At 47.0% G+C, this 23,652-nt stretch carries 34 protein-coding genes and 1 tRNA gene; 23 read left to right on the forward strand and 12 right to left on the reverse strand.

The genetic code is table 11. From position 1 onward, the window contains the following. Positions 1-251: 251 nt before the first annotated feature. From Q8P13_01825 to Q8P13_01850, 6 genes are all read left to right on the forward strand, one after another. The gene (locus Q8P13_01825) at positions 252-629 is read left to right on the forward strand and encodes a hypothetical protein (GenBank protein ID MDP2671179.1); all 378 of its coding nucleotides are present in this window, start codon (positions 252-254) and stop codon (positions 627-629) included. A gap of 97 nt (positions 630-726) precedes the next feature. Further along, positions 727-1,284, forward strand: a complete 558-nt coding sequence (locus tag Q8P13_01830) for an alpha/beta hydrolase (protein MDP2671180.1) — start codon at positions 727-729, stop codon at positions 1,282-1,284. Positions 1,285-1,435: 151 nt separating this feature from the next. Further along, on the forward strand, positions 1,436-1,705 hold the full coding sequence (locus tag Q8P13_01835; GenBank protein ID MDP2671181.1) for a hypothetical protein: 270 nt from the start codon (positions 1,436-1,438) through the stop codon (positions 1,703-1,705). A gap of 28 nt (positions 1,706-1,733) precedes the next feature. Further along, complete coding sequence (locus Q8P13_01840; protein MDP2671182.1) at positions 1,734-2,201, forward strand: hypothetical protein; 468 nt, start codon at positions 1,734-1,736, stop codon at positions 2,199-2,201. A gap of 179 nt (positions 2,202-2,380) precedes the next feature. Beyond that, positions 2,381-3,232, forward strand: coding sequence for an alpha/beta hydrolase (locus Q8P13_01845; protein ID MDP2671183.1), 852 nt, complete (start codon positions 2,381-2,383; stop codon positions 3,230-3,232). Between the two features lie 393 nt (positions 3,233-3,625). Continuing rightward, on the forward strand, positions 3,626-3,997 hold the full coding sequence (locus Q8P13_01850) for a hypothetical protein (GenBank protein ID MDP2671184.1): 372 nt from the start codon (positions 3,626-3,628) through the stop codon (positions 3,995-3,997). On the opposite strand, the gene Q8P13_01855 is transcribed toward Q8P13_01850, so the two are convergent. Next, entirely contained in the window at positions 3,994-4,662 is a 669-nt protein-coding gene (locus Q8P13_01855) for a Crp/Fnr family transcriptional regulator (GenBank protein ID MDP2671185.1), read from the reverse strand. The genes Q8P13_01850 and Q8P13_01855 overlap by 4 nt on opposite strands. A 242-nt stretch (positions 4,663-4,904) precedes the next feature. Here Q8P13_01855 and Q8P13_01860 point away from each other — a divergent pair, with 242 nt between their 5' ends. Both Q8P13_01860 and Q8P13_01865 read left to right on the forward strand, forming a co-directional pair. Continuing rightward, positions 4,905-5,423, forward strand: a complete 519-nt coding sequence (locus tag Q8P13_01860; GenBank protein ID MDP2671186.1) for a hypothetical protein — start codon at positions 4,905-4,907, stop codon at positions 5,421-5,423. 4 nt (positions 5,424-5,427) lie between these two features. Further along, positions 5,428-5,754 (forward strand): hypothetical protein, encoded by a 327-nt coding sequence (locus tag Q8P13_01865; protein MDP2671187.1) that lies wholly within the window; start codon positions 5,428-5,430, stop codon positions 5,752-5,754. Between the two features lie 74 nt (positions 5,755-5,828). Here the strand turns inward: Q8P13_01865 and Q8P13_01870 are convergent, their stop codons facing one another. Next, the gene (locus tag Q8P13_01870) at positions 5,829-6,059 is read right to left on the reverse strand and encodes a hypothetical protein (protein MDP2671188.1); all 231 of its coding nucleotides are present in this window, start codon (positions 6,057-6,059) and stop codon (positions 5,829-5,831) included. A gap of 141 nt (positions 6,060-6,200) precedes the next feature. On the opposite strand from Q8P13_01870, the gene Q8P13_01875 reads away from it, so the two are divergent. Next, on the forward strand, positions 6,201-6,500 hold the full coding sequence (locus Q8P13_01875; protein MDP2671189.1) for a hypothetical protein: 300 nt from the start codon (positions 6,201-6,203) through the stop codon (positions 6,498-6,500). 50 nt (positions 6,501-6,550) lie between these two features. Beyond that, entirely contained in the window at positions 6,551-6,838 is a 288-nt protein-coding gene (locus Q8P13_01880) for a hypothetical protein (GenBank protein ID MDP2671190.1), read from the forward strand. A 401-nt stretch (positions 6,839-7,239) separates the two neighbouring features. On the opposite strand, the gene Q8P13_01885 is transcribed toward Q8P13_01880, so the two are convergent. The 4 genes from Q8P13_01885 to Q8P13_01900 all read right to left on the reverse strand — a co-directional run bounded on the left by Q8P13_01885 (position 7,240) and on the right by Q8P13_01900 (position 8,501). Continuing rightward, on the reverse strand, positions 7,240-7,470 hold the full coding sequence (locus tag Q8P13_01885) for a hypothetical protein (protein MDP2671191.1): 231 nt from the start codon (positions 7,468-7,470) through the stop codon (positions 7,240-7,242). A gap of 151 nt (positions 7,471-7,621) precedes the next feature. Next, a complete protein-coding gene (locus Q8P13_01890) occupies positions 7,622-7,768 on the reverse strand; it encodes a hypothetical protein (protein MDP2671192.1) in 147 nt (48 codons plus the stop codon). Between the two features lie 21 nt (positions 7,769-7,789). After that, a complete protein-coding gene (locus Q8P13_01895; protein ID MDP2671193.1) occupies positions 7,790-8,041 on the reverse strand; it encodes a hypothetical protein in 252 nt (83 codons plus the stop codon). Between the two features lie 151 nt (positions 8,042-8,192). Beyond that, positions 8,193-8,501 carry a hypothetical protein gene (locus Q8P13_01900; protein MDP2671194.1) on the reverse strand — a complete coding sequence of 103 codons (309 nt, stop codon included), beginning with the start codon at positions 8,499-8,501 and terminating at the stop codon, positions 8,193-8,195. 174 nt (positions 8,502-8,675) lie between these two features. On the opposite strand from Q8P13_01900, the gene Q8P13_01905 reads away from it, so the two are divergent. From Q8P13_01905 to Q8P13_01920, 4 genes are all read left to right on the forward strand, one after another. Then, positions 8,676-9,257, forward strand: a complete 582-nt coding sequence (locus tag Q8P13_01905) for a hypothetical protein (protein ID MDP2671195.1) — start codon at positions 8,676-8,678, stop codon at positions 9,255-9,257. 151 nt (positions 9,258-9,408) lie between these two features. Beyond that, entirely contained in the window at positions 9,409-9,789 is a 381-nt protein-coding gene (locus Q8P13_01910) for a Rid family detoxifying hydrolase (protein ID MDP2671196.1), read from the forward strand. A gap of 98 nt (positions 9,790-9,887) precedes the next feature. Beyond that, positions 9,888-10,397 (forward strand): hypothetical protein, encoded by a 510-nt coding sequence (locus Q8P13_01915; protein ID MDP2671197.1) that lies wholly within the window; start codon positions 9,888-9,890, stop codon positions 10,395-10,397. Between the two features lie 99 nt (positions 10,398-10,496). Next, positions 10,497-11,042: a YbaK/EbsC family protein gene (locus tag Q8P13_01920; protein MDP2671198.1), complete on the forward strand. Its 546-nt coding sequence runs from the start codon at positions 10,497-10,499 to the stop codon at positions 11,040-11,042. A gap of 243 nt (positions 11,043-11,285) precedes the next feature. On the opposite strand, the gene Q8P13_01925 is transcribed toward Q8P13_01920, so the two are convergent. After that, positions 11,286-11,359: transfer RNA gene (locus tag Q8P13_01925), tRNA-Thr, on the reverse strand. Between the two features lie 598 nt (positions 11,360-11,957). Here Q8P13_01925 and Q8P13_01930 point away from each other — a divergent pair. The 3 genes from Q8P13_01930 (at position 11,958) to Q8P13_01940 (ending at position 13,954) form a co-directional block, all read left to right on the forward strand. Continuing rightward, positions 11,958-12,254, forward strand: a complete 297-nt coding sequence (locus tag Q8P13_01930; GenBank protein MDP2671199.1) for a hypothetical protein — start codon at positions 11,958-11,960, stop codon at positions 12,252-12,254. After that, the gene (locus Q8P13_01935) at positions 12,254-12,529 is read left to right on the forward strand and encodes a YdeI/OmpD-associated family protein (protein MDP2671200.1); all 276 of its coding nucleotides are present in this window, start codon (positions 12,254-12,256) and stop codon (positions 12,527-12,529) included. The genes Q8P13_01930 and Q8P13_01935 overlap by 1 nt, the downstream gene beginning before the upstream one ends. A 63-nt stretch (positions 12,530-12,592) precedes the next feature. Then, entirely contained in the window at positions 12,593-13,954 is a 1,362-nt protein-coding gene (locus Q8P13_01940) for a hypothetical protein (GenBank protein MDP2671201.1), read from the forward strand. Positions 13,955-13,983: 29 nt separating this feature from the next. On the opposite strand, the gene Q8P13_01945 is transcribed toward Q8P13_01940, so the two are convergent. The 3 genes from Q8P13_01945 to Q8P13_01955 all read right to left on the reverse strand — a co-directional run bounded on the left by Q8P13_01945 (position 13,984) and on the right by Q8P13_01955 (position 16,682). Further along, the gene (locus Q8P13_01945; GenBank protein ID MDP2671202.1) at positions 13,984-14,403 is read right to left on the reverse strand and encodes a DUF1801 domain-containing protein; all 420 of its coding nucleotides are present in this window, start codon (positions 14,401-14,403) and stop codon (positions 13,984-13,986) included. 29 nt (positions 14,404-14,432) lie between these two features. Continuing rightward, a complete protein-coding gene (locus Q8P13_01950; GenBank protein MDP2671203.1) occupies positions 14,433-15,647 on the reverse strand; it encodes a DEAD/DEAH box helicase in 1,215 nt (404 codons plus the stop codon). A 171-nt stretch (positions 15,648-15,818) separates the two neighbouring features. Next, positions 15,819-16,682 (reverse strand): hypothetical protein, encoded by an 864-nt coding sequence (locus Q8P13_01955; GenBank protein ID MDP2671204.1) that lies wholly within the window; start codon positions 16,680-16,682, stop codon positions 15,819-15,821. 254 nt (positions 16,683-16,936) lie between these two features. Here Q8P13_01955 and Q8P13_01960 point away from each other — a divergent pair, with 254 nt between their 5' ends. From Q8P13_01960 to ychF, 6 genes are all read left to right on the forward strand, one after another. Then, positions 16,937-17,374, forward strand: coding sequence for a vitamin K epoxide reductase family protein (locus tag Q8P13_01960; GenBank protein MDP2671205.1), 438 nt, complete (start codon positions 16,937-16,939; stop codon positions 17,372-17,374). Further along, positions 17,364-18,008 carry a thioredoxin domain-containing protein gene (locus tag Q8P13_01965; GenBank protein MDP2671206.1) on the forward strand — a complete coding sequence of 215 codons (645 nt, stop codon included), beginning with the start codon at positions 17,364-17,366 and terminating at the stop codon, positions 18,006-18,008. The genes Q8P13_01960 and Q8P13_01965 overlap by 11 nt, the downstream gene beginning before the upstream one ends. An 18-nt stretch (positions 18,009-18,026) precedes the next feature. Next, complete coding sequence (locus tag Q8P13_01970) at positions 18,027-18,224, forward strand: ferredoxin (GenBank protein MDP2671207.1); 198 nt, start codon at positions 18,027-18,029, stop codon at positions 18,222-18,224. 257 nt (positions 18,225-18,481) lie between these two features. Beyond that, positions 18,482-19,432: an ATP-binding cassette domain-containing protein gene (locus Q8P13_01975; GenBank protein ID MDP2671208.1), complete on the forward strand. Its 951-nt coding sequence runs from the start codon at positions 18,482-18,484 to the stop codon at positions 19,430-19,432. Continuing rightward, entirely contained in the window at positions 19,425-20,195 is a 771-nt protein-coding gene (locus Q8P13_01980) for an ABC transporter permease (GenBank protein MDP2671209.1), read from the forward strand. Before Q8P13_01975 ends, Q8P13_01980 begins: the two co-directional genes overlap by 8 nt. 178 nt (positions 20,196-20,373) lie before the next feature. Beyond that, entirely contained in the window at positions 20,374-21,501 is a 1,128-nt protein-coding gene (gene ychF / locus Q8P13_01985; protein MDP2671210.1) for a redox-regulated ATPase YchF, read from the forward strand. 78 nt (positions 21,502-21,579) lie between these two features. Here the strand turns inward: ychF and Q8P13_01990 are convergent, their stop codons facing one another. Both Q8P13_01990 and Q8P13_01995 read right to left on the reverse strand, forming a co-directional pair. Continuing rightward, positions 21,580-22,917 (reverse strand): hypothetical protein, encoded by a 1,338-nt coding sequence (locus Q8P13_01990; protein MDP2671211.1) that lies wholly within the window; start codon positions 22,915-22,917, stop codon positions 21,580-21,582. Positions 22,918-23,327: 410 nt separating this feature from the next. Next, the gene (locus Q8P13_01995; GenBank protein ID MDP2671212.1) at positions 23,328-23,642 is read right to left on the reverse strand and encodes a zinc-ribbon domain containing protein; all 315 of its coding nucleotides are present in this window, start codon (positions 23,640-23,642) and stop codon (positions 23,328-23,330) included. Positions 23,643-23,652: the final 10 nt, after the last annotated feature.

The following is a 23,652-nucleotide window of genomic DNA, read 5'->3' on the forward strand; positions in this document are numbered from 1 at the left end:
AACGATCTTGGTGAAAGTACTCACAGCCGTTACGTGTGGGGAGGATAAATCCTTGGGAGGAGTAGGAGGTTGGGTTCGAATCCCAACGTCTGATCGAGAGAAACCCTTGATGTCAATTGTATAGCAAGGAGGGGGACCTGGACGGCAGTGTGGTTGAAACTGAACACCACCCCTGAGTCTAAACTGGAAACCTCCCGGTCAAGGTAAGGTCTCGGTCTCCGAACACTTCACTGTACAGCAAAGGAGGACACATGGAAGAGCCCAACCCAGAACTGATTGGCTACAAGGGAGAGCCAATCGTCAAAGGAAGCGAGACCATCTACGAGATGGTCACAGCCGAAGATGGTTTCGGTTTTGGTGTGGCTTTGGTGCGGATTACGGATCAGCCGAACGAGGGGCACTGGCACGAACACACCCGCGAACTCTATGTCGTGGTTTGGGGTGAGCTCTCGGTTCGTTCTGGTCCGAAGGGTCGTCGAGAAAGTATCACTTCCTCGATCAGGGAAGGTGGGTCGAGATCGATTGAGCCGGGTCATGTCCACCAAAGTCATGCACTTGGTTCGCACGCCTGGTTCTACGTCTTCACCTGGCCGCCCTTTGATCCAGCTGATTACCACCCCGTGGACTAGGTTTCCTTGAGTGAAACCCTTTGGAGGAAAGGGGAGATCACTCAGATTTTTTAGTTATCGTTTGCTTTCCGGAAAACGAAAAAGTATATTTGAAATAATGAAGAAAGTTTTCATTGTTCACGGTGCTGGCGGAGGACCGCACGAAAATTGGATTCCTTGGCTTGGCTCTGAACTAGAAAAGCTTGAGTGTGAAGTGAGCGTTCCCCAATTTCCTATCAAAGAAGGACAAAATCTCAATAACTGGTTAACAACTCTGCAGCCATTTCGGAGAGATTTTGATGAAAAAACTATCTTTGTTGGTCATAGTATCGGCGTTGCTTTCATTTTAAACATCTTAGAAACTCTCAAAAAGCCAGCTTTGGGAAGCTTTCTAGTTTCTGGATTTATCAGAGATCTAAATTTGCCTGAATTTGACACCCTGAACCACACTTTTTATGAAAAAAACTTTGATTGGAACAAGATCAAAGCCAACGGCGGCAAGATCTACCTTTTTCACGGTGACGAAGACCCCTTTGTTCCGCTGGATCGAGCTACGGAATTAGCCAGCCGGTTGGAAATCAACCCGATTGTGATTCCGAACGGGGGGCATTTGAACGAGAAAGCCGGCTTCAAAAAATTTGAACTCTTACTCGAAAAGATCAAAGAAGTCCTCTAGTCCCTGTTTTCCAACACCTAAATTTGTTTACCAAGAGTATAATTGTAGTTAAGAAGAATCATTATAGGCCTTATGGCTGAGCTTAGGAGGAAAGATCGCGATGGTGACAACAGCAAATCCGGCATTCGGTCAGGTTGTTCGTGGGCGCTTGATGCATCGACTGAGTTTCATGCCTGAGTACGGGATGAATTTCCTTCGGGCAGGAGATGAGGTTGAAGTACGTAATGAGTTTGGCAGGGGTTTTCATGCAACTGGCGTGCTGGCTGAAAACCCAAATAGGGGAAGCCATGCCCCGAAGGCCTACAATGTCTTGCTCATCACGATTTACGAGGAAGACAGGGGGCCGCTAACTATTGAACATCCAGAACCGATGCGTGAGGGTAAAGTCTACCTCTTCCCGCCCGAAAGCCTTTGGCGGTAAGCTAGCACTGACTGGAAGGAGAGTCAACGTGGCAGATCGATTCAGCTTTTTCAGTAATCCAAGAAGTAAGAGCATCGTCCTGGTCGCTGACGAGCAGACGATCAACCAACTGACCTTACAACTCGCGGCTGTGGTGATAGGCACAGCGGAAGCTCAGTACTTCGCTGGTAGCGGCAAAACGACTGCCAACTCTTTCGACAAGATCATTCAACTTTACCCGTTGGTCGAGTTTATCCTGGGAGTGGTTGAGACGAGAGTCCTAAATCCTTCGACCATCGTCTTGAGGGATTCTTGGGATCGAATTACGGTCGCCGAGGCCCTCAAGGTCTTTCAGGCCTGGAAGGAGAGAACGCTGGAAGAAAACGAGAAGGAGAGTCCGGGTTGGAGGACTGATCGGGCTCCTCAGGTACCTACCTACCAGGTGTTCTTGAGGGACTGGACGTGCTTGAACGAGCATCTGCTTGCGCAGGATCAGCAGACAGCCGTCTCGTCCTAGCCTGCAAGACGCGAGGGTGGAGAGAAGATCAATTCCTGTTCCACACGGGCTCAACCCATTCTCAATGGTTTGAGCCTTTCGCGTTTTCTTTTCCCCTTTAAGAAAATATATTTGTCCTATAGAAGTATAATATTAAGCGATACAGTGGTATTTCGGCTCGATTAGTCGAGGAGGAGATCATGTCGATAAAGGCCAGTAATGTGCGGTACTACTATGGTAGTAGCTTTGTCCGCCTTGACTGTTTCAGGGTTGAGCGCGCTGAAACAGAAACCTATGACAATTGGTGGATTGAGACGCCGTATGTGGAAGTGCCGGGAAAGGGCGTCGGCGTTTTGATTCAGGGAGGGATTCATTCTTCGTTTTCCCAGCTCTCGCACAAGGTGCGCCGCTTTGGTTCTGAGGGCTTCAAGGTCATCTGCCTCTCGCAGTCAGGAGCTGCCAATGTTCGCAAGGCGCACTTCTATCGTGAGGAGGGCTTCAGAAACTTTATCTCGCGTGATCGGGAGGCGATGAACCGGCTGCGCACTCCCAAGGTGATCCTCTACGGATCTTCCCTTGGGGCAGCGGCTTCGATTGCACTGGCGTCACAGCAGTGGGGCAAAGTGCACGCTGTCATCGTGGTCAACCCGGCTTCACTGATGCGGCAGTCAAGTCTGCGGATGGAGTGGAATTTCCTCTTGTCCGGACTGCGCGACAAGGTGGAGAAGGACTTCGAACCGCCGCCGACTCGAGGTCCTGGACTCTTGAACGCTTTGCGCGAAGAGCTCTTCGGTCCGGTCAGTCGGCTCATGGCCAGCGATGCCGGACTGTGGTATCTAGAGAGAGTTCAGTGCCCGGTCCTGATTTACACTGGTGAGCAGGACCGCGTCTTTCCGGCTGAGAGGTTGATGGAGCTAGGAGAGCGCTACTCTCACGTGGAGGTGATCAAGGTGCCGGACTTCATCCACTCGGATCCGAACAGTGAGGCCAAGATCGACTTTGTCGTTACCGATGCGCTGAAGAAGCTCGCGGAGAAGGGTGTGCGCTTGTGAGGTGAGAAGATCGAAATTGCCCGACAGGGTCACGCAGCAATTACGCTCGTGACCCTTTCGCGTTTTCTTTTCCAAAAAAAGTCGTCTTCAGCTCGGAATCTTGGCAGCAGGTCTGTCGCCCCGTCTGGTCGAGTGACTAACCTTTTCGTCGAATATAGTGGAGGCCTGTCTCAAAACCCACGGGTTTTGGGAACTCCAGCCCCCGAGACAATTTATAGTAGTTAGTTTTCCTAACTCCACTCGGGGCGACTCATCCTATTTTGTAAAGGTCCTCACCTGCTCCTTCCAAACTAAAAATAACACTCGAAGGAGACCCTTGCAGTGACTGTTAAAACGTAAATTCTGTGACTTAAGTCACCGCAAAATTGCTTCTGGACTGCTAACTTTTTCTTGGTGATCAAACTTGAAAGAAGCGGCAACTACAAAATCATAGAAACCTCGGAAGAGACCAGAGTCCTGGCTTTGGATGAAAGTGAAAACTACGCTTGGGTTTACGCCGGTGGTGAAATTGGGGAGATTTTGGTTGCAACCAAGAAAAAGTTTGTCGGGCACTATACCTTGGTGCGAGGCAAATATCGGCTCTACGAAGTAGAAGGAGAATTGGGTTTGAGCACTGGTTTTCACTTGGAGCTTTATGTAGGGGAGGGGTCTTGGCAGGGTTATCTTTTGCCAACCGGTTTGCCCAAAAACAAAAACATTCGCAACAAAATCCTTCCGAGTAGTCAAATCATTACTCAGACTAGCAATTTACATCTCCTCGCTTAGAGGGATTCACTTTCGTGGTAGTGCTTGAGCTCTTCCTCGAGTTTAGCTTTGTCCTTGACAACAATTAAGTGTTTTTCCACTCCGATGATACCGTCTTTTGTTAGCCTTTCTATTTGGCGGCTGACAGTTTCGCGCTTGGCTCCGGTCCAAGACGCAATATCGGTATGAGTCACCGGCAAGCCAATAAGAATTTGTCCGTCCTTTTCTTCTCCAAACCTAATTACCAAATAGGACAAAAGGGAGATCACTTTGGCATAGACGCTACCGATAGAGAGAGTCTCGATCCGTTTGGAAAGGCCGATCACCGCTTGGGCAAAGCGCTCGGATAGATCAAACAAAACGTCCGGGTTTTCTTTCAGAAAAGCAACGACCTCTTCAGGAGGGAGACGAAAAGTCTCGATCGGGGTTTGGGCCTCGAAATAGTAGCGGTTGGGGGTTCCAGCGATGACAAGCATGGTTGGGAAAAAAGCGAGCGGTCGGTAAAGATGAATGGTCACCTCTTCACCTTCTTCAGAGATGAGGTACTGGCGAACGAAACCTTTTTTCAAAAAGAAAATACCAAAGACTGGTTCTCCGGCTCGGAGAATGATTTCACCCTTTTTGTAGCTGACAGTTTTCCCTTGAGAAAAAAACTGATTAAGCTTTTCGACAACTTCGTTTTCCACAGCTCGGAATTATACTGGCTTTGAAGGCAAAAAGAAATGGTGATAAATATTACAAAGGTTTTTGGGATTTTATCACTGTTAGTTCCTTTTTAGCAGGTTATAAACAGGTTGATACCTTAAAATTGCACAGACCCAAAAAAAGTAAGGGCTTCAAAAGGCGCCCCACCACAAACGCTCGCTTCATTTAGCGAAGGGGGATTTACCTTTAAAGGTACTGTGAACTATCCTTAAATAAGAGAAAAATGGGTGAGTTAATTACAAAGCTAATAGAATTACCGTTTTGGGAAAAATTTGCCGACTTCCATGGTTTTCTGGCAATGTTGGCTTTGGTACTCTTCGGAGCTGCTTTTGTACTTTTCTTCATTTCCGGAAAACTTTCTTCGGTCATCAACACTTTCAAAACGATTCTGACCCTCTTATTTCTAAACATACTGGTTCTTGATATCGCTGGAATGTCTGTTTATGTACCTTATCGCGCCGCCACTGGTGGGCCGCGCAAACTATTGTTATCTAGTGAAGATACTGCTTGGTTGCACCAAATAGTCTTTGAGCATAAGGAATTTCTGGCGTTTGCGCCTTTAGTGCTAAGTTTTACGGCCTTGCTAGTAGTAATAAAGTTGGGTGACTCGTTTGGCGACACCGCCAAATTTAAATGGCTGCGTTTAGCCGTTTTTGCCGCTTTGGCCCTATCATTAATATTTGTTTTGACGGTTGCGGCTGAAGCCGTTTTGGTGACCAAGGCAGCGCCAGTGGGTAAATAAACTTATGGAAGAAGCAAGGCTCTACAAGGCAAATGCGATTTTGTGGGCGGCGGGAACCAGCCTTTGGTTCTTTGCTATTCTGAATATTTTTAAAGAAGCGTTTGCGGCGGTGAAAGGTTTCTTAAATTTTTTTCCATCCGTTGGGCCTTTACTTGGGCTGTTTCTTTTTTCTAGTTTAGTTTTGCTTGCCAGTTACTTTTTGTTTCAGGCTCTGAAACCAAAATCCCAAAAAGCGGCTTTTTGGTTTTTCCTTGTATCTTCAATCTTGTTCTTTTTCCTGGTTTTCCCACTAGTTTTTGAGCCAATAGTCGATATTTTGGCAAATAAATAGACGAGGCGACCCCGATTCTGTTTTCCATTTCTGTATTTGTCCCGAAATTTGCTTGTCTGCGGAGGAAAAATTGTTTAAGTGACTTCTAGTTGGGCGAGGCGTTCCTCGTGTTTGTCTACCCGTTTTCTTTCGATATCTAACGCGTCGTTGTAAATTCCTATTTCTTTTTCTAAGTTCATTAGAGAAGTGTTATTTGCGTTTGTAGTTTCTTTAACTTCTTCTAAATCATCCTTCATAGGAGCAAGCTCGGTCTTCAACTCTTTTCGAAGTAAGCCTTGTATTGCTTGTAAATCTTTTTCATCCATGAAGGTAATTAAACATTTAGTTCCAGAAACTGTCAAGAAGTTTTGATTACTACAGGGATTTGCTTTCAAAAAGAAGAAAAAGTACAATCTGCGGTATCGGAAGGAAGTTAATCTGGCGGAAAGCCGGGGAAGGAGTGAGTCGTGTTTGTTAAAGTGGTGAAAGTCCCTGCAGGGGAGGCGCCGTTGCATGTTCGTGAAGCCTGGGTTGGAGCTGTTTTCCCGGCTTATGGTCCGCATGAGCATCTTGTGGAGGGAGTTGTCACTGGAGAAAGTGTTCCTCCCCGTCTCCGCTTCAGTTACGCTGCACCGCAGAGATCTGCGCTGGATGCACTCGAGCAGTTGAACCCGGTGGCAGCTAGTTGGTTTAGAGAGCATCTTCTGATAGCGTCCGACTTCATCTTTGGAGCAGACGAGGTCGAAGAAACCCACAACGAGGTCTAAAGGTGGCGAAAGCCAGGGAGGGATTTGTTGTGTCGCAGAAGCTGGTTAGAGTGATCAAAATTCCGCGTGGAGAGGCACCAAAACAGGTTCGGAGGCAGTGGGTGGGGGCTATTCTCGACGCCACTGGTCCGGCCCATCCGCTTTGGGAGTCGGGGCTTCTGACCCACGAGGACATGCCGGAACGTACTGGATACAGTGTCCCATCCGGAGCTGCTCTTCAGGTTCTGGGGGAACGAAGCCCTGCAGCTGCCGACTGGTTCAAAGAGAACATTCGGCGGATGCCTCCTTACCTGACCTTTGGGGCGGACGAGGTTGAGGAAATCCACAATGAGGTTTAAAGCTGGCTAAAGCCAGGGAAGGAGTATTGATCGTGAGTCCTCAGCAAGCAACGGTACTGCCGACCGTCCAGGTTCGCTGGGCGATCAACAGATCCGCTCAGACCCGACGGTTGTTGAGAGAAGGAGTGCATGTTTGGCGGGAAGAGCTGGTGGGAAACATCGCCTCGCTGGTCAGAGTTGTTTCGATGGGTTCCCCGCGTCAGACGCGTTGTGTGCAGGCGGAGATCGGTCGTATGTTCGAAGCCTTCGGACAGGCCCAATCCACAGAAGCAGCCTGAAGATCGACGCGAAGGGTGGAGAGACGATTCATTTGCCCATCGAGGGTCGTGGAATAACCATGTTCACGACCCTTTCGCGTTTTTATTTCCAAAACGATTGAGTTTAAGTGTCGGAAAAATGGTTTAGTTGGTTTCGAGTTGATTTATGCGTTCTTCGTGGTCTTTGACTTGGGTTCTCACTTCCGCAACATCTTGTCGTAGTTCTAGCGCAGCGTTGATTTTTTGTTCAATTCTCATCACACTTGCGGTATTACTGTCCAATTTTTCTTTTATCGGTTCGAGTTCGCTCCTTAATTCAATTTTTAGGTTTTTCTTAAGTAGGTTGTCGATTGCTTGTAAATCTTTTTCATCCATGAAGGTAATTAAACATTTAGTTCCAGAAACTGTCAAGAAGTTTTGATTACTACAGGGATTTGCGTTCAAGCGAAGGAAAAAGTATTAAAAAAGAGAGAAGGACGGCCAGTGTTGGTCGTCCTTTGTTGTGATCACTCTCGCTATTCGGTTTTCAGAAGATAAGTCCTGGAGGACTGTCGCGTCCGCGAAGGATTGCTTTCAGATCAGCGTCGAGGCGTCTGAGTTCTTCGTTGATCCACTCCAACGTTTTCCCCCTCGCCTCGGCTTCTTGGGTTGGTTTGGTGTTTGTCTTTCTCATCGCTTCTTCCCAGCCTTTCGGCTACGCTTCCTTAGGTCTGAATAGGACGGCGGCCTCTTCTTGGGTGATGGCCACTACTCCTCCAGTTTGCTGACAATCGAATCTATCATGACTGTGCCGTTTTGGCAGATCTGGGTCACAGTTCAGGTAGTGTACCCGGATGGCAACCATACCTTTAGGTGCTGTTCCCTCGGGAATTCCCACTGTGGAAATTGTCCCGAGTCTACGACTTTTGGCCATTTCCTGGATGAAAGACGCGCCGTCACTTGGCATGATCCCTCCTTAGCCTTTCGGTTACTTCTCCCGCTGAATTGCCAGAAGTATACACCTTTGTCAAAAAAGATTGAATTTAAGCGAAGGAAAAAGTAAACCGACTCTCTGTCTGTTTTCCAGAGAGCCGGTCGGGTGCTAACGCGTACGAACTTTATCCGCACAGCGGCAGATTCCAGACGCCGGACGAAACTCGATGTGAGTACCTGTAAGCGGCATCTGAAGGCATGAGTAGGTGTATTTCCGTGGGATCCGGGTACAGGTAGACATTGTCCGGGATCGGTGCCTCGGGAAAGAACCTCTTCGCAAACTCCTCTCGTGCCCGTTCGTGGACAAAAACGAATGCGTCTGCTTCGTACTCGTCTGTGTCACTGACATCGACCTGCAGTCTAAGGTTTGTGTTGCCCCGTATCGTCGAGACTTCCTTGAATCGGAAACCAAAGCAACGGATCTTGTCCACCATGACCTCAACCTCCTAAGTTTGATAGAGTTATTATAACAAACTATATCAACATTTCCTAAAGATTGAATTTAAGTGAAGGAAAAAGTAAACAAGTTTGCATTTACATTGCAGTAAAAGTAAAATCCGAGGTATCGGAAGGAAATCAGCCGGCTGAGAAGCCAGGAGGGGGATTAGATGCTCAGAAGGTTCAGTGACCTCCGGTTCGCTACCTGGTTTTTCCTGGTATTCGTAACGGTTGTCTGCACACCGTTCGGGTTTGTCATGGTCAACTACTTGGACTACACGCGCAAGGAGGCTGTTTTCTACATGGCGCAGCCGTTCGTGATCGGTGTTTGGGTCCTGATCACGGCGTACGGTATTAGAGGACTAAGCGGTCAACATAGCTGGCGGAAAGCCAGAAGGGAGGTCATTGTGGCTGCCCAAACTGAGGTCAAGGTCAAGTCTTTCAGTTGGTTCGCCTATATGGAGTCGGATGGCTCAAAGGCGCGTGCCATCTCTCCAATGCTCGGCCTGCTAGTCGTGCGACCAACGGTGCGGGAAGCAGTTGACGAGATGCTCGGTCTCGCCGAGGACTACCTCAAGTTCGCGATCGAAGCTGGTGATGAGGACGTTTCACGCCCAACCCCGGTGGAGGCTGTGGAAGCGCACCTTCTCAAGTTCATCTGGCAGTGCAGTTCTAGGGCGGAGATGCAGGGACAATTTTGGTCTTGTGGTGTGATTCAGAAGGATCTCTCCAAGGCAGAGTGGGACGAGTAACAAACACATAGTAGTTGGATTTCATTTCCAACTCGAGGGTCGTCGCAGTCATGCAGCGACCCTTTCCAATTCCAAAAAGATTGAATTTGAGCGAAGGAAAAAGTATTATATTTTAAAAACTAAGAATTATAGAATAAGGTTGTTTTAAATTATGAAAACAAAAGTTGAAACTGACGAAGCGCCAAAGGCACCTGGTTTACTTTCCCAGGGAATCGTCGATGGCAATATGATCTACGTTGCTGGGCAAATCCACAGCACGCCCGACGGAAAGGTGATTGAGGGAACCACTGAAGAAAAAACTCACCAAGTAATCAAAAATCTATCCGCAATTCTGAAAGCTGCTGGTGCCGATCTGACCCACGTCGTTAAAGTAACTATTTACGTTACCGACATTGCCGAATTGCCGAAACTCAATGAAGTCTACAAAACCTATTTCACCACTGAGCCCCTGCCGGTCAGAGAAGCAGTCTGCGTCAAAGCCCTTCCTCTCGGTGCAACAATCGAAATGAGCTGCATCGCCTCCAAAGACTGATTGAAGTCTTTCACCCCAGCCAAAAACTAACAAATTCTTGAAGACAAACCCATAGTGTTGTATAATCCTTGGCATCTATACCTGTGTTGGGTGTAGAAATGAAAGGGAGTTGTACTCCCAGAAGGGGAAGAATCGTGAGTAAGATCAGTGTGGAACTGCAGACAGTTGACCTCGGTCATGGTGATGTACGGCCTATACCGGCGGAGTTCGTGGTGAAAGCCTTCCGCGCAGCTCACTTGTGCCAACACCAGTGGTTGGGCAAGTTCGCCGACTTTCTGGAGGCGATCAAGATTCATTGGGGAACTCACTCAACCGAGGTTCAATTCACCTTCTACTTCAAAGGGGCCGTTGCGGGAGGTGGCAAGACGGAGATCGAGGTAGGGTGGAATCGGGCCGGTTGTTTCATCAACGAAAACTACATCAACGATTGGCCTTACCGGAAAGTCGTTTGGGAAAGGGACACACCATTGGACCTATCGTCCCTGCTGGCCTTGCTGGTGAAGCGAGCCCTTCGGCAGGCTTTCGAGGAGCGGGTTCAGAAGGGCAACGATTCACTAGAGATCGTCGAGACAATTCCAGTCACCGACTGGACACCGTCTAACCCGTAGAGTTCGAAAGACTGCAACACACAAGCGCTACGAGCAATCGTGGCGCTTCCCATTTTCAAAGGTTGAATTTAAGCGAAGGAAAAAGTTAAAATTTATGCGATGGAAACAATCAACTTGGGTAAACTTAGTTTCATTCCTTTTGTAGAAGAACCAGAGCTTGTGGCTGCGACTGTAAAAGACCTCATTGAAAAGAATAACCTTGCCGATAAAGTTTGGGTTAGCAAAATTGACCCTGGGCTAGCTGATACGGCTGCTTTTTGTGAGCATTACGAAATTGGCATGGATGTAGCGGCCAACTGTGTGATAGTTGAAGCTAGTCGTGCCGAGCGGTCTTGGTACGCTGTTTGTCTTGTTCTCGCTACAACTCGCGCTGATATCAACGGAGTAGTCCGGAGAAAACTTGATGCAAGAAGAGCCTCTTTTGCTCCGATGGAGACTGCAGTGTCCTTGACAAAAATGGAGTACGGGGGAATTACACCAATAGGGCTACCAGAAGAATGGCCAATTCTGATTGATGAAGCAGTATGTAAACAAGAGCGAGTAATAGTTGGAAGTGGCATTCGCGGCTCGAAACTTTTGGTGGCAACAAGCCTATTTACTGAACTTCCCAACGCTGAAATACTTCCTATCACTAAGACCGAATAATTCACAAGAAGTTGAATTTAAGCGAAGGAAAAAGTGATTACTAATAGTTTGTGTCGATAATGGTGTTGACGTTGACAACAATGTTGGTGTTGTCACCAGTGTTGACAAAAACGTCTATACTGGTAATACTAGAAAAAGATCTGCCTTATGAATTTTCTAACTGTCCAAAAACTCTCTGCAATGTCTCTTTCTGGAATTTCAACTTTAAAAAAAATAAATTTGTGGGCTGACAAGGCAAACCACTGGGGTGGGGTACGGGTTCTGACCCCGTTTCTACCGTTTACAAAACGGTTGCATCACCATTATGCTAACCCCACCGTAAGGTTGGTTTGCCTCGCCAACTCATAAATCGAAAGCTGGTTGACAACCTCAACCACGTCATTAGCTTACTTATTGGCACTTGTCGGGATTAAAAATCCTGATTTGTGCCAACGAAATCCCGCTGGAGCGCGCCGCTTTTTGCGGGATTTCTTGATTGTAATTGATACAATCATTTCAACATCACCTTACCTTTCCGCCCTGTTGGGCTAATGGCTAAAGACCCTTTTAGGGGAAGGTAGGTTAGACGGATTGAGGTTGCCAAGCAACTATCGACTTTTTAAAGCGCAAAAGCCACCCTTTTTTGCGAGTGGCTTTACAGCCCGTCGCAAGAATTTCTTAGTCCTCTTGTTTTGCCGCTTTCTAAAGTTATTCAACTTCTTTAGCGACGGGGCAATCGTTAGATTGCTTCTTTTATTAAAGACATTGAAACTGAGATTGTCAAGGCTAAGGTAGAGTAGTAATTAGGTTCTTAGAGTTGAATTTTCGCTGAATGGGCAGAGTAAATAGTTATGTAGTAAACAGAAAATTTTACTTCTTTTAGACCTAAGTTTTTTGCTCGATCGAGCATCTTTTCTTTTTGCTATACTTTCCCAAATGACAGCTGAAGTGCCGCAAATTTATATTCTCGACAGAAAAGCCTGGAGAGAGTGGCTTAGCCAAAACCACGACAAAGTGGGAAGTATTTGGCTCGTTCACGACAAGGCCTCCAAAGGTGGAAAACTTTCCTACGACGACTTGGTCGAGGAAGCGCTTTGTTTTGGCTGGATTGACGCTACCCTCAAAAGTTTGGATGAAAATCGTTCCATGATTTATGTCTGTGCCCGCAAGCCGAAAAGTATCTGGGCAGCCTCCAATAAAGCTAGAGTTGAAAAGTTAATCAAGAAGGTTTAATGACAAGGCCCGGCCTTGCAGTGGTTGAGAGGGCCAAAGCAGATGGCTCGTGGTCAGCCTTTGATGTGGTGGAGGATCTAGTCTTGCCAGAGCAGTTGCAAGCAGCCTTCGCGAAAAACGCTAAGGCCGCCGAGAACTTTGAAAAACTTTCCCTGTCCGTGCGCAAACAAATTCTCTACTATATTTATAGCGCCAAACAAGAAGAAACGAGAAAGCAGCGGGTGGAGAAACTACTACCTAGTCTGGCAGAGGGCAAGAATCCGTTTATTGGATAAATTTTGAAGTTGCGCAAAGTTTTCAACGGCTAAAGTTTGTGTTACGATAAATGCAGTCTGCCCATGACTTACCTCAGGAAATTTCTTCACAACAAAATTTATTTAGGCTCTGCTCTAGCCGCGGTTCTCCTCTTAAGTATCGGGGGCGGCTACCTTTTACTCGCCAAAAATTCTGCCAACCCCAAAACCAATTCCGCCTCTTCCAGCTCGGCACAAAAAGAAACCCAAGGCGGTTCACGTATGGGGGACCCCAATTCCACTGACCCAGTTGAGAAAGGAAAAGCTTTGTCTGGCGGTAATTGTTCTGGTACCGGAAGCAAGAAGTTAAACTCGGCCCCAATGAGAATCAAGGATATTAGTTACATCCAACCCTACGGACTTTTGGCCGGCCCTCACGTGACGCCAATCGATCACGGTTATTACTGGGGCAAGGTTCCTTTCGGAGATCCAGATCTGTACGACGTTCTAGCACTTTCGGATGGGAAAATCGTCAATATTGGCTATCGGGATCGCAGTGGCGAGGGCAGGAAAGTAAAAGGGGATTATCGGGTTGTGATCAGCTACTCCTGTACGTTTTTCAGTTACTTCGATCTGGCCACCAGTCTGGATCCAGCAATTCGCAGGCAGCTGCCAAAGGATTGGGAAAAAGCTGACAACAAAGTCGTTAATACGGATATAAACATTAAAGAGGGACAAGTTTTGGCGAAATTTGGCGGGCAATCCCTAGATTTTGCAGTTTGGGATACCACCAAACAATTAAAAAACCTGCTCGTTCCAACTGCCTACAACAATGCCGAGCCTTGGAAGATCAACACGGTTAATCCTCTGGAATATTTCTCAGACTCGGTTAAATCACAAATACTACCGTTTTACTTGAGAAAAGTTGAGCCGCTTGATGGGGTGATCGATCAGGATATCGATGGCAAGGCCGCCGGAAATTGGTTTGCCGAAGGGACCAATGGTTACGCTGGAGTTTTTAGCTATGGTAGTGCCGGTGGAGGACAAAACAACTACTGGGCCGGGCACTTGGCTTTGGTACACGATCTTTACGAGCCGAGCGGTTGGGTTTTCTCGATTGGGAATTTAAACGGTGAAGCGAAGCAGTTTGGCATTAAAGCACCAAGTCCAACCCCGGACAAACTTGAAATTGCCAGCGGACTGGTAAAATACGAAATTGGCGCGTGGCAACACGTTGAAACAAACGGCAATGTTTGGCTAGGTAAGGCCTTTCCAACTGGTGGTCTAAAAATGAAAGTGGGGAATAGTCAGGGAACGGTGTTAGTTCAATTATTAGAAAAAAGAAAGCTAAAAATTGAGGTTTTCCTCAATAAGACCCCTTCCCAGGTTTCTGGTTTCACTTCTGCTGCTCGGATCTACGACCGCGGCGACAACGCCAAAATGATTAAATCCAACACTGCCACGTAGCGAAAAGATTCAGACTAAGAGTCTCCAGATCACAAAAGCTTTCTCTTTTTCATTTCTTGCAGATTGTGCTCGATTATCTTTTTGAGAACGGATCCATCCACATCGGAGAGCTTGTTGATGTAGAGACAACCCTTGCTGGTCTTGTGTTTGCCAAGTTTTGCTAGCAGGTTGGGATCGTCCAGACCTAACATTATGTATAGCGTTAGATTTTGCTTGCGGGGAGAAAAGCCGGTCAGTGGCCAGTCGCCCTCCTGAGCGCTGCGTTCGGATTTGTAGTGGTATTGCCCAAAACCGACAATGCTTGGACCCCACATTTTGGGTCTTTCGCCGGTTACTTCCTCGAAAATTTCCAATAGTTTGAAACTGTCTTTTCTTTTGATTTCTTCCGGAACAGCGTTTAAGAAATCTCTGACACTGGCATCATTTACCTTTGTCTTCAGTTCGGCCATCTGCAGAGATTATATTAAGACAAGGGAAATTATTCAACAAAGGTTAAGGCAATACCTTTTTTGTTCGCTCTTCCAGTTCGGCCGATACGGTGAATGTAGTCCTCGTAAGTCTCGGGAAGTTCGTAGTTAATGACGTGAGAAACGTTGTCAATATCTAGTCCGCGAGCGGCCACGTCAGTTGCCAAAAGAACATTAAACTGGTTATTTTTGAAATCTTTCAGAGTTCGTTGTCTTTGACTTTGCGAGCGGTTGCCGTGAATAGCTCCGACCTTAAACCCGCGAGTTTCCAGTTGGCGGGCGAGTTTTTCCACACCGTGTTTGGTACGACCGAAAACCATGACTTTGTCAAATTCCTCTTGAATCAAAAGATCATGCAAACGCTCCATTTTGGTTCCGGGAGTAACTTTGACCACATTTTGGTCGACATTTTCACTAGTTGGTTGAGTTTGCACTGAAACTGTGACCGGATCAGTCACGAAAGCCTGCAGAACTTGTCTGACTTTGGGGTTAATCGTGGCTGAAAAGAAAAGCGATTGTCGAGGACTTGGCAAAAGGGAAATAAAGTATTTCACATCATTGATAAAACCAATATCAACCATGAGGTCAACTTCATCAAGAACAATAGTTCGAAAGTTGCCCAGGTTAAGGATTTTTTGCTGCAGAAGATCTTTCAGTCTTCCGGGAGTGCCGATAACGATGTTTGGATTGCGCTCCAAGTCCCAGCGCTGACGGTTGAGAGAAGCTCCCCCAATACAAACTGCTGAATAAATTTTTAAGCCAAAAGAAAAGCTGCGTAGCTCCTCATTGATTTGGGTAGCGAGCTCTCGAGTCGGAGCCACGATCAAAGCTTTCTGGCTTCGATCACGCCAAATTTTGTTGATGATTGGGATCAAAAAAGCGGCTGTTTTCCCCGTTCCAGTGTTGGCTAGACCAATCAAGTCTCGGCCTTCAAGCATGGGGCCGATGGCCTTGTCTTGAATTGAAGTAGGTTGAGTGTAACCACGATGCGCGATATTACTTTTTAGTTCTGGGGCAATCGGGAAGCTTGCGAAAGAGTTGCTCGCTTGATAGCTTTCCGCCTGCAAAACTTCAGCGGCTTTTTTGATAAAGATACTGTGATCAGCACCAATCAATTTACTTTTGTTTTTTCCAGCAAAGCCAACGGCTTGATTGCCGGCAAATTTGTTATAAAGTTTTCGGCCCTGGTTTGGACGCCCGAATCTACTTCGTTTTTGTCTATACATATTGTTTTTTTGAAAAGAAAAACTAAGTTGTTAGATGCTTGGTAAAAAGCAAAAGATATCTTAGGAGCTAGTGACCAAAGATATCCGCTAAAGTGGGGATTGAAAGCTTTGTTTAGCTCTATTTCTGTTTCAACGGGCAGTATATCACGTCTCGTCCAAGAAAGCAAATTACTATCGGTCGTTAGAAGATTGTTTTGGTGGGTTTAGCATCTTAAGAAATTTTTCTAGTGGGTCATTTTCTTCGTAAAAGAAAGGATCTATCCACACTAGGGAACCATCTTCTGTCTCAACAAAATTGCTTTTCTTGGTTTCGTGAACCAAAACTTCATCAAGATCGTCTGCCCAGATTTTTTTCCAAAGATCTTGGTCTTCCTTCGTTGAAAGATATCTGTTTGCAATCGCAGCAAATTGTTTAAACCTTTCAGTATCAAGGAGAGAATCTTCTGGTATGTTTCCTTCCTCGAATCTTACTAAAGAGACCTGTCCTGAAGCAAATAAAAAGTCCGGCATCCGCATGTTCAATTTTTCGAAATCTTCTTTCAAATCTGCAGCCATTTCTTGTGTCTGCAGCATTTCGTTTATATAAGGCTGTCGTGCATCTTGATAGTGTGGTGCCGAAACTCTGTGGGTTTTTAAAATGTATTTTTCGCCTTTGACTTCGAGTAAATAAACATTTGATTGGTTGCCCTGAGAGTAGCGAGATAAGTGATTGCCCTTTGGTAAATCAGTAGAGTCAAAATATACTGGGTTAGATCCTTCATCTCTTGCATACTCTAACTTTAAAAGACCCTCTTCTATATCCTTAAGGATTCCTGGATTTGATTTAATAAATCTTTCCCCTTCTTCCGATACCAAAAGAGCAGCTCTCACCTCATCATTTTCTCGATCAAGATAGCCCAGTTTGGGGGATTCAAAGACTCTATTTCCAAAGCGATCTCTAGAAGAACCTTCGACAGGAGTAAAGTGCTTTACTGGTGCATCAGTTGGTTTTAGTTCTTCTTGGGCATATCTTTCCGGAGTAAAGAACTCAGACATAAAGTAAGTATAAGACCAAACTCACCACTAATGGGTTTATTTTATCTTGTTTCTCTCCTGCTAACAAGTTAAATCAAACTTATGCTAAAGGTAAGACTTTCTTGAGAGCTAAGTTGGACAACGCAAAGCTCAGAGAGATTTATATCAAGAAAGATCTTGCGTTCTGCGGACCAAAGTTTTACTGCTGCCATCTTAAGCCTGGTGCTGTGATAAATATCACTGCTTGAGTGGTGGTGTTGGGATAAATTGTTTCTATGACAAAAACAGGACGGCTTCACAACCGTTTAATTTTTTTGCTTTCTCTGGTTGGGTTGACTATTTCAGGCTATCTTTTCTACACTTACGTGAGGCAAACGCCAATTCTTTGTGTCAACTCTGGTTGTGAGCTAGTGCGGGCGAGCGGCTACTCCTACTTTTTGTCTGTCCCCCTGCCAGCTTATGGTGGGCTGATGTACCTAGGAATTTTTATCACCAGTTTTTCACGCACGCTTTTTGGGGCGCGTTTTTTTCAGACCTCTTCAAAAGTGATTCTCGTTTTAGCGAGCGCTGGCGTGGCTGTCTCAGCCTACCTGACCTATCTCGAAGCGTTCAAAATCAAAGCTTTTTGCATTTGGTGTCTGGCATCCGCGGTTGTTATCTTATTTTTATTTTTAACTTCTGCTTTTGAAGTTCGGAGGCTCAATGAAAATTAAAGGGGAAGTCTTTGTTTTTTCTGCTCTCACTGCTTTGACGATGCTTTTTGTTGTTGGTTTGCTTGCCTTCAATCAGAAACCGACTCAGGTGAGTGCTGATAAAATAAACAGTTTGGTCAGGGAGGATAGCCAAGTTCTTGGTGTGGCCGATGCCAAGGCGACACTAGTTGAATTTGGGGATTTTCAGTGTCCGGCTTGTGCCACGGTGGAACCTACCTTACAGGAATTGAGAACTTTGTACAAAGACAAAGTCAAATTTGTCTTTCGCCATTTTCCACTGCCAAGTCATGACAACGCTCTTCCAGCTGCGAGGGCAACGGAAGCAGCTAGCGCCCAAGGCAAATTTTGGGGCTATCATGACCTCCTTTATCAACACCAAACAGAGTGGTCAGCGCTATCTGATCCGACGGCGAAGTTTGAGGCCTATGCAGTTGGGTTGGGTTTGGATTTAGAAAAGTTTCAAAACTCTTACCAGAGTGGGGATTTTGATGAAAAAATCCAAGCAGACAAAAAAGATGGGCTGGGATTGAATGTTGCGGGAACACCAACCTTTTACCTCAACGGCAAAAAACTGGTTGGGAATTACAGCCTCAACTTTTTCAAAACTGAAGTAGAAAGAGCCTTGGAGAATTGAAAGAAAGGCCCCTTTTGCATGGCTAGTTACAAAATATCAGTTGATCGTGCTCTCTGCATTGGATCTGGTTCTTGTGTTTTGTTTGCCGGACAAACCTTTGAGCTTGACAGTGAGTGTAAGGCTGCTGTCTCCCCTGGGCAGGGAGACGACATTGAAGATATCAAGCTTGCGGCTGACAACTGCCCCACCCGTGCGATTTTTGTCAAAGAAGAGTAAGTTCTTCTTCGCCAGGTTAGTTTTTCACGCCTTTAACTACAACCCCCAAATCCATCTAGCGGACTAACCTCTACCCTTCTGGCAATGGGCGCGGTCATCGGCTACCTTCGCTAAAAAGTAAATCCGCCTGCGGCGCGACTGCTTTTTTGAAAAAAGGTAAACCAAGGTTGGGCTACTTAAAAGAAAACCCCGGGTTCCGGAGTTTTCTTTTTTGCTTGCCTAAAAGTAAAATTTCAGCTACAATAACGCTTCCGAAAATGGAAGCAATCATCTCAGTCAAAGACATCTACAAAAAATACGGTAAGACCGAAGCTCTCAAAGGAGTCAGCTTTGAAGCTGAAAAGGGCAAGGTTCTTGGTTTGCTTGGGCCGAATGGGGCGGGGAAAACTACCTTGATAAAAATTCTGACTACTTTGCTTAATCCAGATTCAGGAAGCGCAACTGTGGCTGGCTACAACGTTGTCAAAGATGCTGCCAAACTGCGCAGTGTCATTGGTTTGGCTGGACAGTACGCGGCCGTTGATGAAAACCTCACCGGAAGAGAAAATCTGGAAATGGTGGCTCAGCTTTATCATTTGGGTAGTAAAGAATCTAAAAAGCGGGCAGAGAGTGTTTTGAAAGAAATGAGTCTGGAAGAGGCGGCCAACCGGCCGGTGAAAACCTACTCCGGGGGGATGCGTCGCCGACTTGATGTGGGAGCAAGTTTACTTTTTGAACCAAAAGTTCTTTTTCTTGACGAGCCAACGACTGGGCTTGATCCACGGACGAGAAGTGACCTTTGGGAATTTGTTCGTAGTTTGGTCGCCAAAGGAACTTCTGTGGTGCTGACGACCCAATATTTGGAAGAAGCCGACGCTCTCGCCGACGAGATTGTTCTCCTCGATAAAGGTAAAGTCATTGCCGCCGGAACTAGCCGTGAACTGAAACGACAGCTCGGTGGTAGTATGGTGGAAATTGAACCAAAGAGTTGGGTTGACCATGAAAAAATTCGCGATCTCCTCAAAAACAAGTTTGGTGGCCACCAAATCCACGTCAAGGATAGCCACCAAATGATCACTTTCCCGGCCCCGAACGGGCCCGCGGATCTGCGCGATGCTCTCAATCTTCTCGAAGGGGCGGGGATTGAGCTGGTTCACATTAGTTTGACTCAACCAACTCTCGATGAGGTTTTCTTAACCTACACGACGGAGGGAGCAGGCGATGAATAGTTTTCTCAATGCAGTTAGTGACGTCTTGGTGATCACGGAGCGGAATTTGATCCGCTATCGACGCGTGCCTCAGCTGCTCATTTTCTCAACTATTCAGCCAGTGATGTTTTTGCTGCTTTTCAACTATGTTTTCGGGGGAGCAATTCAAACCGACCAAGCAGGAGAATATATTAACTTTCTTTTGCCTGGAATCATCGTCCAAACCGTTCTTTTTGGAGCCTCCCAAGCCAGTGTCGGTATGGCCGAAGACCTATCTAGCGGCATCATGGACCGCTTTCGTTCGCTGCCAATCGCGCGTTTTGCGGTCATTGCCGGCCGAGTTCTGGCTGACACGATCAGAAATATTTTTGTTGTCCTGATCATGCTTGCCGTTGGCATGTTGATTGGTTTCCGTTTTGGAGACGGAATTGCCAATGGACTGATCGGTCTTTATCTTGCTGTTCTTTTTGGATTTGCTTTTTCTTGGATTTCCATGAGTGTGGGTTTGCTCGTTCGTGATCCGGAAGCAGCTTTACCAGCTGGTTTTCTCTGGATTTTCCCCCTTGTTTTTGCCTCCGGTATCTTTGTACCGGTGCGGACTATGCCCGAGTGGCTCCAAGTTTTTGCTCGCAACCAGCCCGTGACCAAAGTGGCTGAAGCCGTTCGTAGTTTTATGGTTGGTGGCCCCCATGATAGTTTGGGTCCAGCCCTGCTTTGGATGGGTGGAATCACCTTGGCCTTTTTGACTATCAGTATTTTCCTCTACCGCCGCAATAACAGTTAACACTGTTGTACAATTCTTCTCAGGCTAAAGTCATTAACTTTTGGAAAGTTCCTGCTTTCATGTTGAAAGTAAGACTTTTTTGAGAGCTAAGTTGGACAACGCAAAGCTCAAAGAGATTTATATCAAAAAAGATCTTGCGAACTCCGTTCTTTGGATTGTTCTCTGTTATAATCTTGGGATGTTAAAAGTTGGTATTGTAGGGCTTCCAAATGTGGGTAAGTCCACTTTGTTTAACGCTTTACTAAAAAAACAAGTTGCGGCTAGTGCAAACTATCCCTTTACCACCATTGAGCCCAATGTTGGTGTGGTTGAGGTTCCGGACGGGCGTCTAGAAAAATTGGCTCAAGTCGTTAAAACCGAAAAAATCATTCCGGCGGCGGTTGAGTTTGTTGACATTGCCGGCTTGGTCAAGGGAGCCGCTGAGGGAGAGGGGCTGGGGAACAAGTTTCTTTCTCATATTCGTGAGGTTGATGCGATTGCCCACGTAGTGCGGGCTTTTGAAGATCCCAATGTTTTGCGCAGTGATTCGTCAACAGATCCGAAGAATGACGTGGAAACAATTAACACTGAACTCATTCTTGCTGATCTAGAAACTGTTACGAAATTAATTGATGGAGCAGAGCGAGAATTAAAGGGAATGCAGAATGCAGAATTAAGAGCTGGGAATGAAAAGTTAAAAACCTTGAAGAAAATTAAATCTGGGCTCGACCAAGGGGTTTTGGCCAAGGGGGCTGAACTAACCAAAGAAGAGCTTGAAGCAGTGGGCCCGCTGCCACTGATTACCATCAAACCTACTATATATGTATACAATGTCAGCGAAGCTGACTTGAATGAAGAATTAAACCCTTCACGAGCTCAGGGACTGCTTTCTTCGAAAGTAAGAATTGAGAATTTAAAAAAATTCACTCCAAGTGTGGTTATTTGTGCCAAAGTTGAGGCCGAACTAGCAGAACTGAGTGCTGCTGAGCAAAAGGATTATTTGCAAGAGTTGGGTGTAGATCAGTCTGGGTTGGAGCGGCTGATACGGGAAAGTTACGAACTGTTAGGGTTAATCACTTACTTCACTGCCGGAGAAAAAGAAGCGCGGGCTTGGACGATCAAAAAAGGAACCAAAGCCCCGACTGCGGCCGGAGTGATTCACACTGATTTTGAACGTGGTTTTATCAAAGCGGAAGTGATCAATTGGGAAAAACTGGTTGAAGCTCCCGGCTGGAATCCTGCTCGGGAAAAGGGTTGGGTCGCTCTCGTTGGTAAGGACTATCTCTTCCAAGACGGGGACACCGCTATTTTTAAGTTCAATACTTAAAAACGCGGTCCTTGCGACCACTGTTTCAAGTTCAATAACTGACTTTTAGGTCGAAAGGGCCGAAGCACGCAAGTGCGTTCAGTCGGCCCGTCTCGATCTCTCCGTAGTCTCTTCCTGGGGTTGGACAAAGAGTAGCGACCCAGCCCCGTTGCAAGAAGACGATTGCTCTCGGTGCGATTCTGTAGCCAAAGTACGCAGAGCGTCCTTCTTCAGCTTCTTGGTTTGGAACTTACCCCTTTTTTCACAGCGTCGACAGTGCCAGGTGTAGCGTAGGATCCGTGGTGGGCGGCCAACACGGAGAGTCTGCAACCACTCTTCTTGCCGAGACAGAAAACGCTCGCTGAGACGGGGTTGGTAGGGTAGGTCTTTGACTTCATGCTCCCAACAAAGATGGCCAGCACAAAAGCGCCGTGCGCAGGTCCCACAGCGCCGTCCGTAAGCTTTGCTACACCAGCCCCCAAAGGAACAGCTTGTGTTCTTTCCCAGTGGGTTGTTAATTGTTAGCGTACTGACATGCGGTTCGGTTGTCGGAACAGTTTCTCTGTTTAGGTTAACTAGCCTGCGTAGGCTGGCGAACTCATCGACTGGAACAAAAGACCGTCCCCTTCGGTAAGACTGCGGAGAACTCTTCACCACCTGTCCCACAGATTCTGGTTTTCTGTTTTGTCCCAGGATTACTGCCTTGGCGCGCTTCTCAGAGGCTAACCCTCCGTGAGCTGCAAAGCCAATGACCAGCCTGCGTTCAAGCAATTTCTTGTCATCCCAACAGAGACGACACTTGTCGCACTTGGTGCCGTGGGTTTGTTCTCGACAGGGAATAACCTTCAACCCAGCCATGTCGTAAACACTGTTTGAAGCGTGTTCAGTGACGACGATGGCTGCTGCATAACCTCTTTCCCAGGCAACTTCGACATCGGCCTTGGTTTCGCAGGAAGCCAGGACCGAGACTGGACCCCAGACCTCACTGGGGACGAGATGGGAGGCGTGGGTGTAAGTCCAAACGGCAGGCATCTCTTCCTTGGCTAGGTAGCCACGAAGACGATAGCGCTGCACGGCTTTAACCAAAAGACGAGTTCCGGCTACGGTAGTTGAGTCTCCAACGACGTGAAGTCGCAGAGCTCGCAAACCACTGAGCTTATCAATTGCGGCTGCTTCCTCGACTGCTAGATCAAAGGTTGTTGCCTTTGGGTTGGCCGCATTGAGGCGGCGAGTAGTCGTCATCCCAATGTAGCCGTTTTCGGCATAACAACCGTTGTTCAGAAGGGGGCAAGTTTTTGGGCAAGAGCCTTGGGAGACGTTGGTAGTAGAAACCGGACCGATCTTGTTGTTGGCCGTCACCTCTTTGGCGAAAACTGAGGGCAAAGGGGCTTCGGGAGTGTTTGGAACCCCGACCAAGTTTATGGCTTGATTGACCACTTCCGAGACCTCCTTTCCTTCGTTCTCTCGTCTTCTCTCGAGCCGATAATATTATTTGTCAGGATAAATTGCAAGATTGTTTTAGGGTTGGCTAAAAATTTGGGGTGGGACCGGTTGCTTGAGAGCGAGAAAAGCAACCGGTCCCGGGCGGTGGGTAGGTAGAAAGCGAACTTCAAGTGGCGATGCCAAACTCTTGAGCAAGCGTGACCGCGTTGGTCCAGAGCCGGGTTCCAAGACCATCAGGACATGAAAGAGCGTTGCGTCGGTGGGACCGCAGCAGGCGCGTGATCAGGTTCTTGCCCAGACTGAGCTTGCCACTACTCCCACACCGATAACAGCTCCACCGCGCGCAGCTTTGAATCTCCTCCGTTTGCGCTAGCATCATGGTAAGCCTTTCTTGTCTTTTTCAGCTAGACACCTCTAGGCATCGGGGTCCTGGTTTGGAAACAGGAGCTACAGTAGACCGGCAGACCTGGCTTTGGTACGAAAGGGACTTTGGCGAGCCCTCCGCAGTCAGTGCAGGTTGTCTCGCTCAGTACTCTGTCCCCAGATCGGGAAGCCTGCTCCCACTCTTCGAAACGTGCTCGTTTGGCCACTCTGCAGCCAGGACACCGCTTGGGAGGGTTGTTTAACCCCTTATCCCGGTAAAACTCTTGCTCGCCAGCTGTGAAGCTGAAGTCGTCCCCACAGTCCTTGCAAGAAAGAACCTTGTCTCGAAAACTCACCGTTCTCTCC

This window comes from bacterium (assembly GCA_030704665.1).
Taxonomy (GTDB): domain Bacteria; phylum Patescibacteriota; class Microgenomatia; order Woykebacterales; family RBG-16-39-9b; genus JAUYID01.

Coding starts and splice junctions, on each gene's coding strand:
- ychF (MDP2671210.1), top strand. CDS start 20,374: ATGTTAAAAGTTGGTATTGTAGGGCTTCCAAATGTGGGTAAGTCCACT.
- Q8P13_01865 (MDP2671187.1), top strand. CDS start 5,428: ATGGAAGAAGCAAGGCTCTACAAGGCAAATGCGATTTTGTGGGCGGCG.
- Q8P13_01825 (MDP2671179.1), top strand. CDS start 252: ATGGAAGAGCCCAACCCAGAACTGATTGGCTACAAGGGAGAGCCAATC.
- Q8P13_01830 (MDP2671180.1), top strand. CDS start 727: ATGAAGAAAGTTTTCATTGTTCACGGTGCTGGCGGAGGACCGCACGAA.
- Q8P13_01835 (MDP2671181.1), top strand. CDS start 1,436: ATGCATCGACTGAGTTTCATGCCTGAGTACGGGATGAATTTCCTTCGG.
- Q8P13_01940 (MDP2671201.1), top strand. CDS start 12,593: ATGACTTACCTCAGGAAATTTCTTCACAACAAAATTTATTTAGGCTCT.
- Q8P13_01930 (MDP2671199.1), top strand. CDS start 11,958: ATGACAGCTGAAGTGCCGCAAATTTATATTCTCGACAGAAAAGCCTGG.
- Q8P13_01845 (MDP2671183.1), top strand. CDS start 2,381: ATGTCGATAAAGGCCAGTAATGTGCGGTACTACTATGGTAGTAGCTTT.
- Q8P13_01870 (MDP2671188.1), bottom strand. CDS start 6,059: ATGGATGAAAAAGATTTACAAGCAATACAAGGCTTACTTCGAAAAGAG.
- Q8P13_01980 (MDP2671209.1), top strand. CDS start 19,425: ATGAATAGTTTTCTCAATGCAGTTAGTGACGTCTTGGTGATCACGGAG.
- Q8P13_01965 (MDP2671206.1), top strand. CDS start 17,364: ATGAAAATTAAAGGGGAAGTCTTTGTTTTTTCTGCTCTCACTGCTTTG.
- Q8P13_01895 (MDP2671193.1), bottom strand. CDS start 8,041: ATGCCAAGTGACGGCGCGTCTTTCATCCAGGAAATGGCCAAAAGTCGT.
- Q8P13_01975 (MDP2671208.1), top strand. CDS start 18,482: ATGGAAGCAATCATCTCAGTCAAAGACATCTACAAAAAATACGGTAAG.
- Q8P13_01915 (MDP2671197.1), top strand. CDS start 9,888: ATGAAAGGGAGTTGTACTCCCAGAAGGGGAAGAATCGTGAGTAAGATC.
- Q8P13_01910 (MDP2671196.1), top strand. CDS start 9,409: ATGAAAACAAAAGTTGAAACTGACGAAGCGCCAAAGGCACCTGGTTTA.
- Q8P13_01900 (MDP2671194.1), bottom strand. CDS start 8,501: ATGGTGGACAAGATCCGTTGCTTTGGTTTCCGATTCAAGGAAGTCTCG.
- Q8P13_01890 (MDP2671192.1), bottom strand. CDS start 7,768: ATGAGAAAGACAAACACCAAACCAACCCAAGAAGCCGAGGCGAGGGGG.
- Q8P13_01920 (MDP2671198.1), top strand. CDS start 10,497: ATGGAAACAATCAACTTGGGTAAACTTAGTTTCATTCCTTTTGTAGAA.
- Q8P13_01905 (MDP2671195.1), top strand. CDS start 8,676: ATGCTCAGAAGGTTCAGTGACCTCCGGTTCGCTACCTGGTTTTTCCTG.
- Q8P13_01860 (MDP2671186.1), top strand. CDS start 4,905: ATGGGTGAGTTAATTACAAAGCTAATAGAATTACCGTTTTGGGAAAAA.
- Q8P13_01935 (MDP2671200.1), top strand. CDS start 12,254: ATGACAAGGCCCGGCCTTGCAGTGGTTGAGAGGGCCAAAGCAGATGGC.
- Q8P13_01955 (MDP2671204.1), bottom strand. CDS start 16,682: ATGTCTGAGTTCTTTACTCCGGAAAGATATGCCCAAGAAGAACTAAAA.
- Q8P13_01945 (MDP2671202.1), bottom strand. CDS start 14,403: ATGGCCGAACTGAAGACAAAGGTAAATGATGCCAGTGTCAGAGATTTC.
- Q8P13_01960 (MDP2671205.1), top strand. CDS start 16,937: ATGACAAAAACAGGACGGCTTCACAACCGTTTAATTTTTTTGCTTTCT.
- Q8P13_01950 (MDP2671203.1), bottom strand. CDS start 15,647: ATGTATAGACAAAAACGAAGTAGATTCGGGCGTCCAAACCAGGGCCGA.
- Q8P13_01970 (MDP2671207.1), top strand. CDS start 18,027: ATGGCTAGTTACAAAATATCAGTTGATCGTGCTCTCTGCATTGGATCT.
- Q8P13_01885 (MDP2671191.1), bottom strand. CDS start 7,470: ATGGATGAAAAAGATTTACAAGCAATCGACAACCTACTTAAGAAAAAC.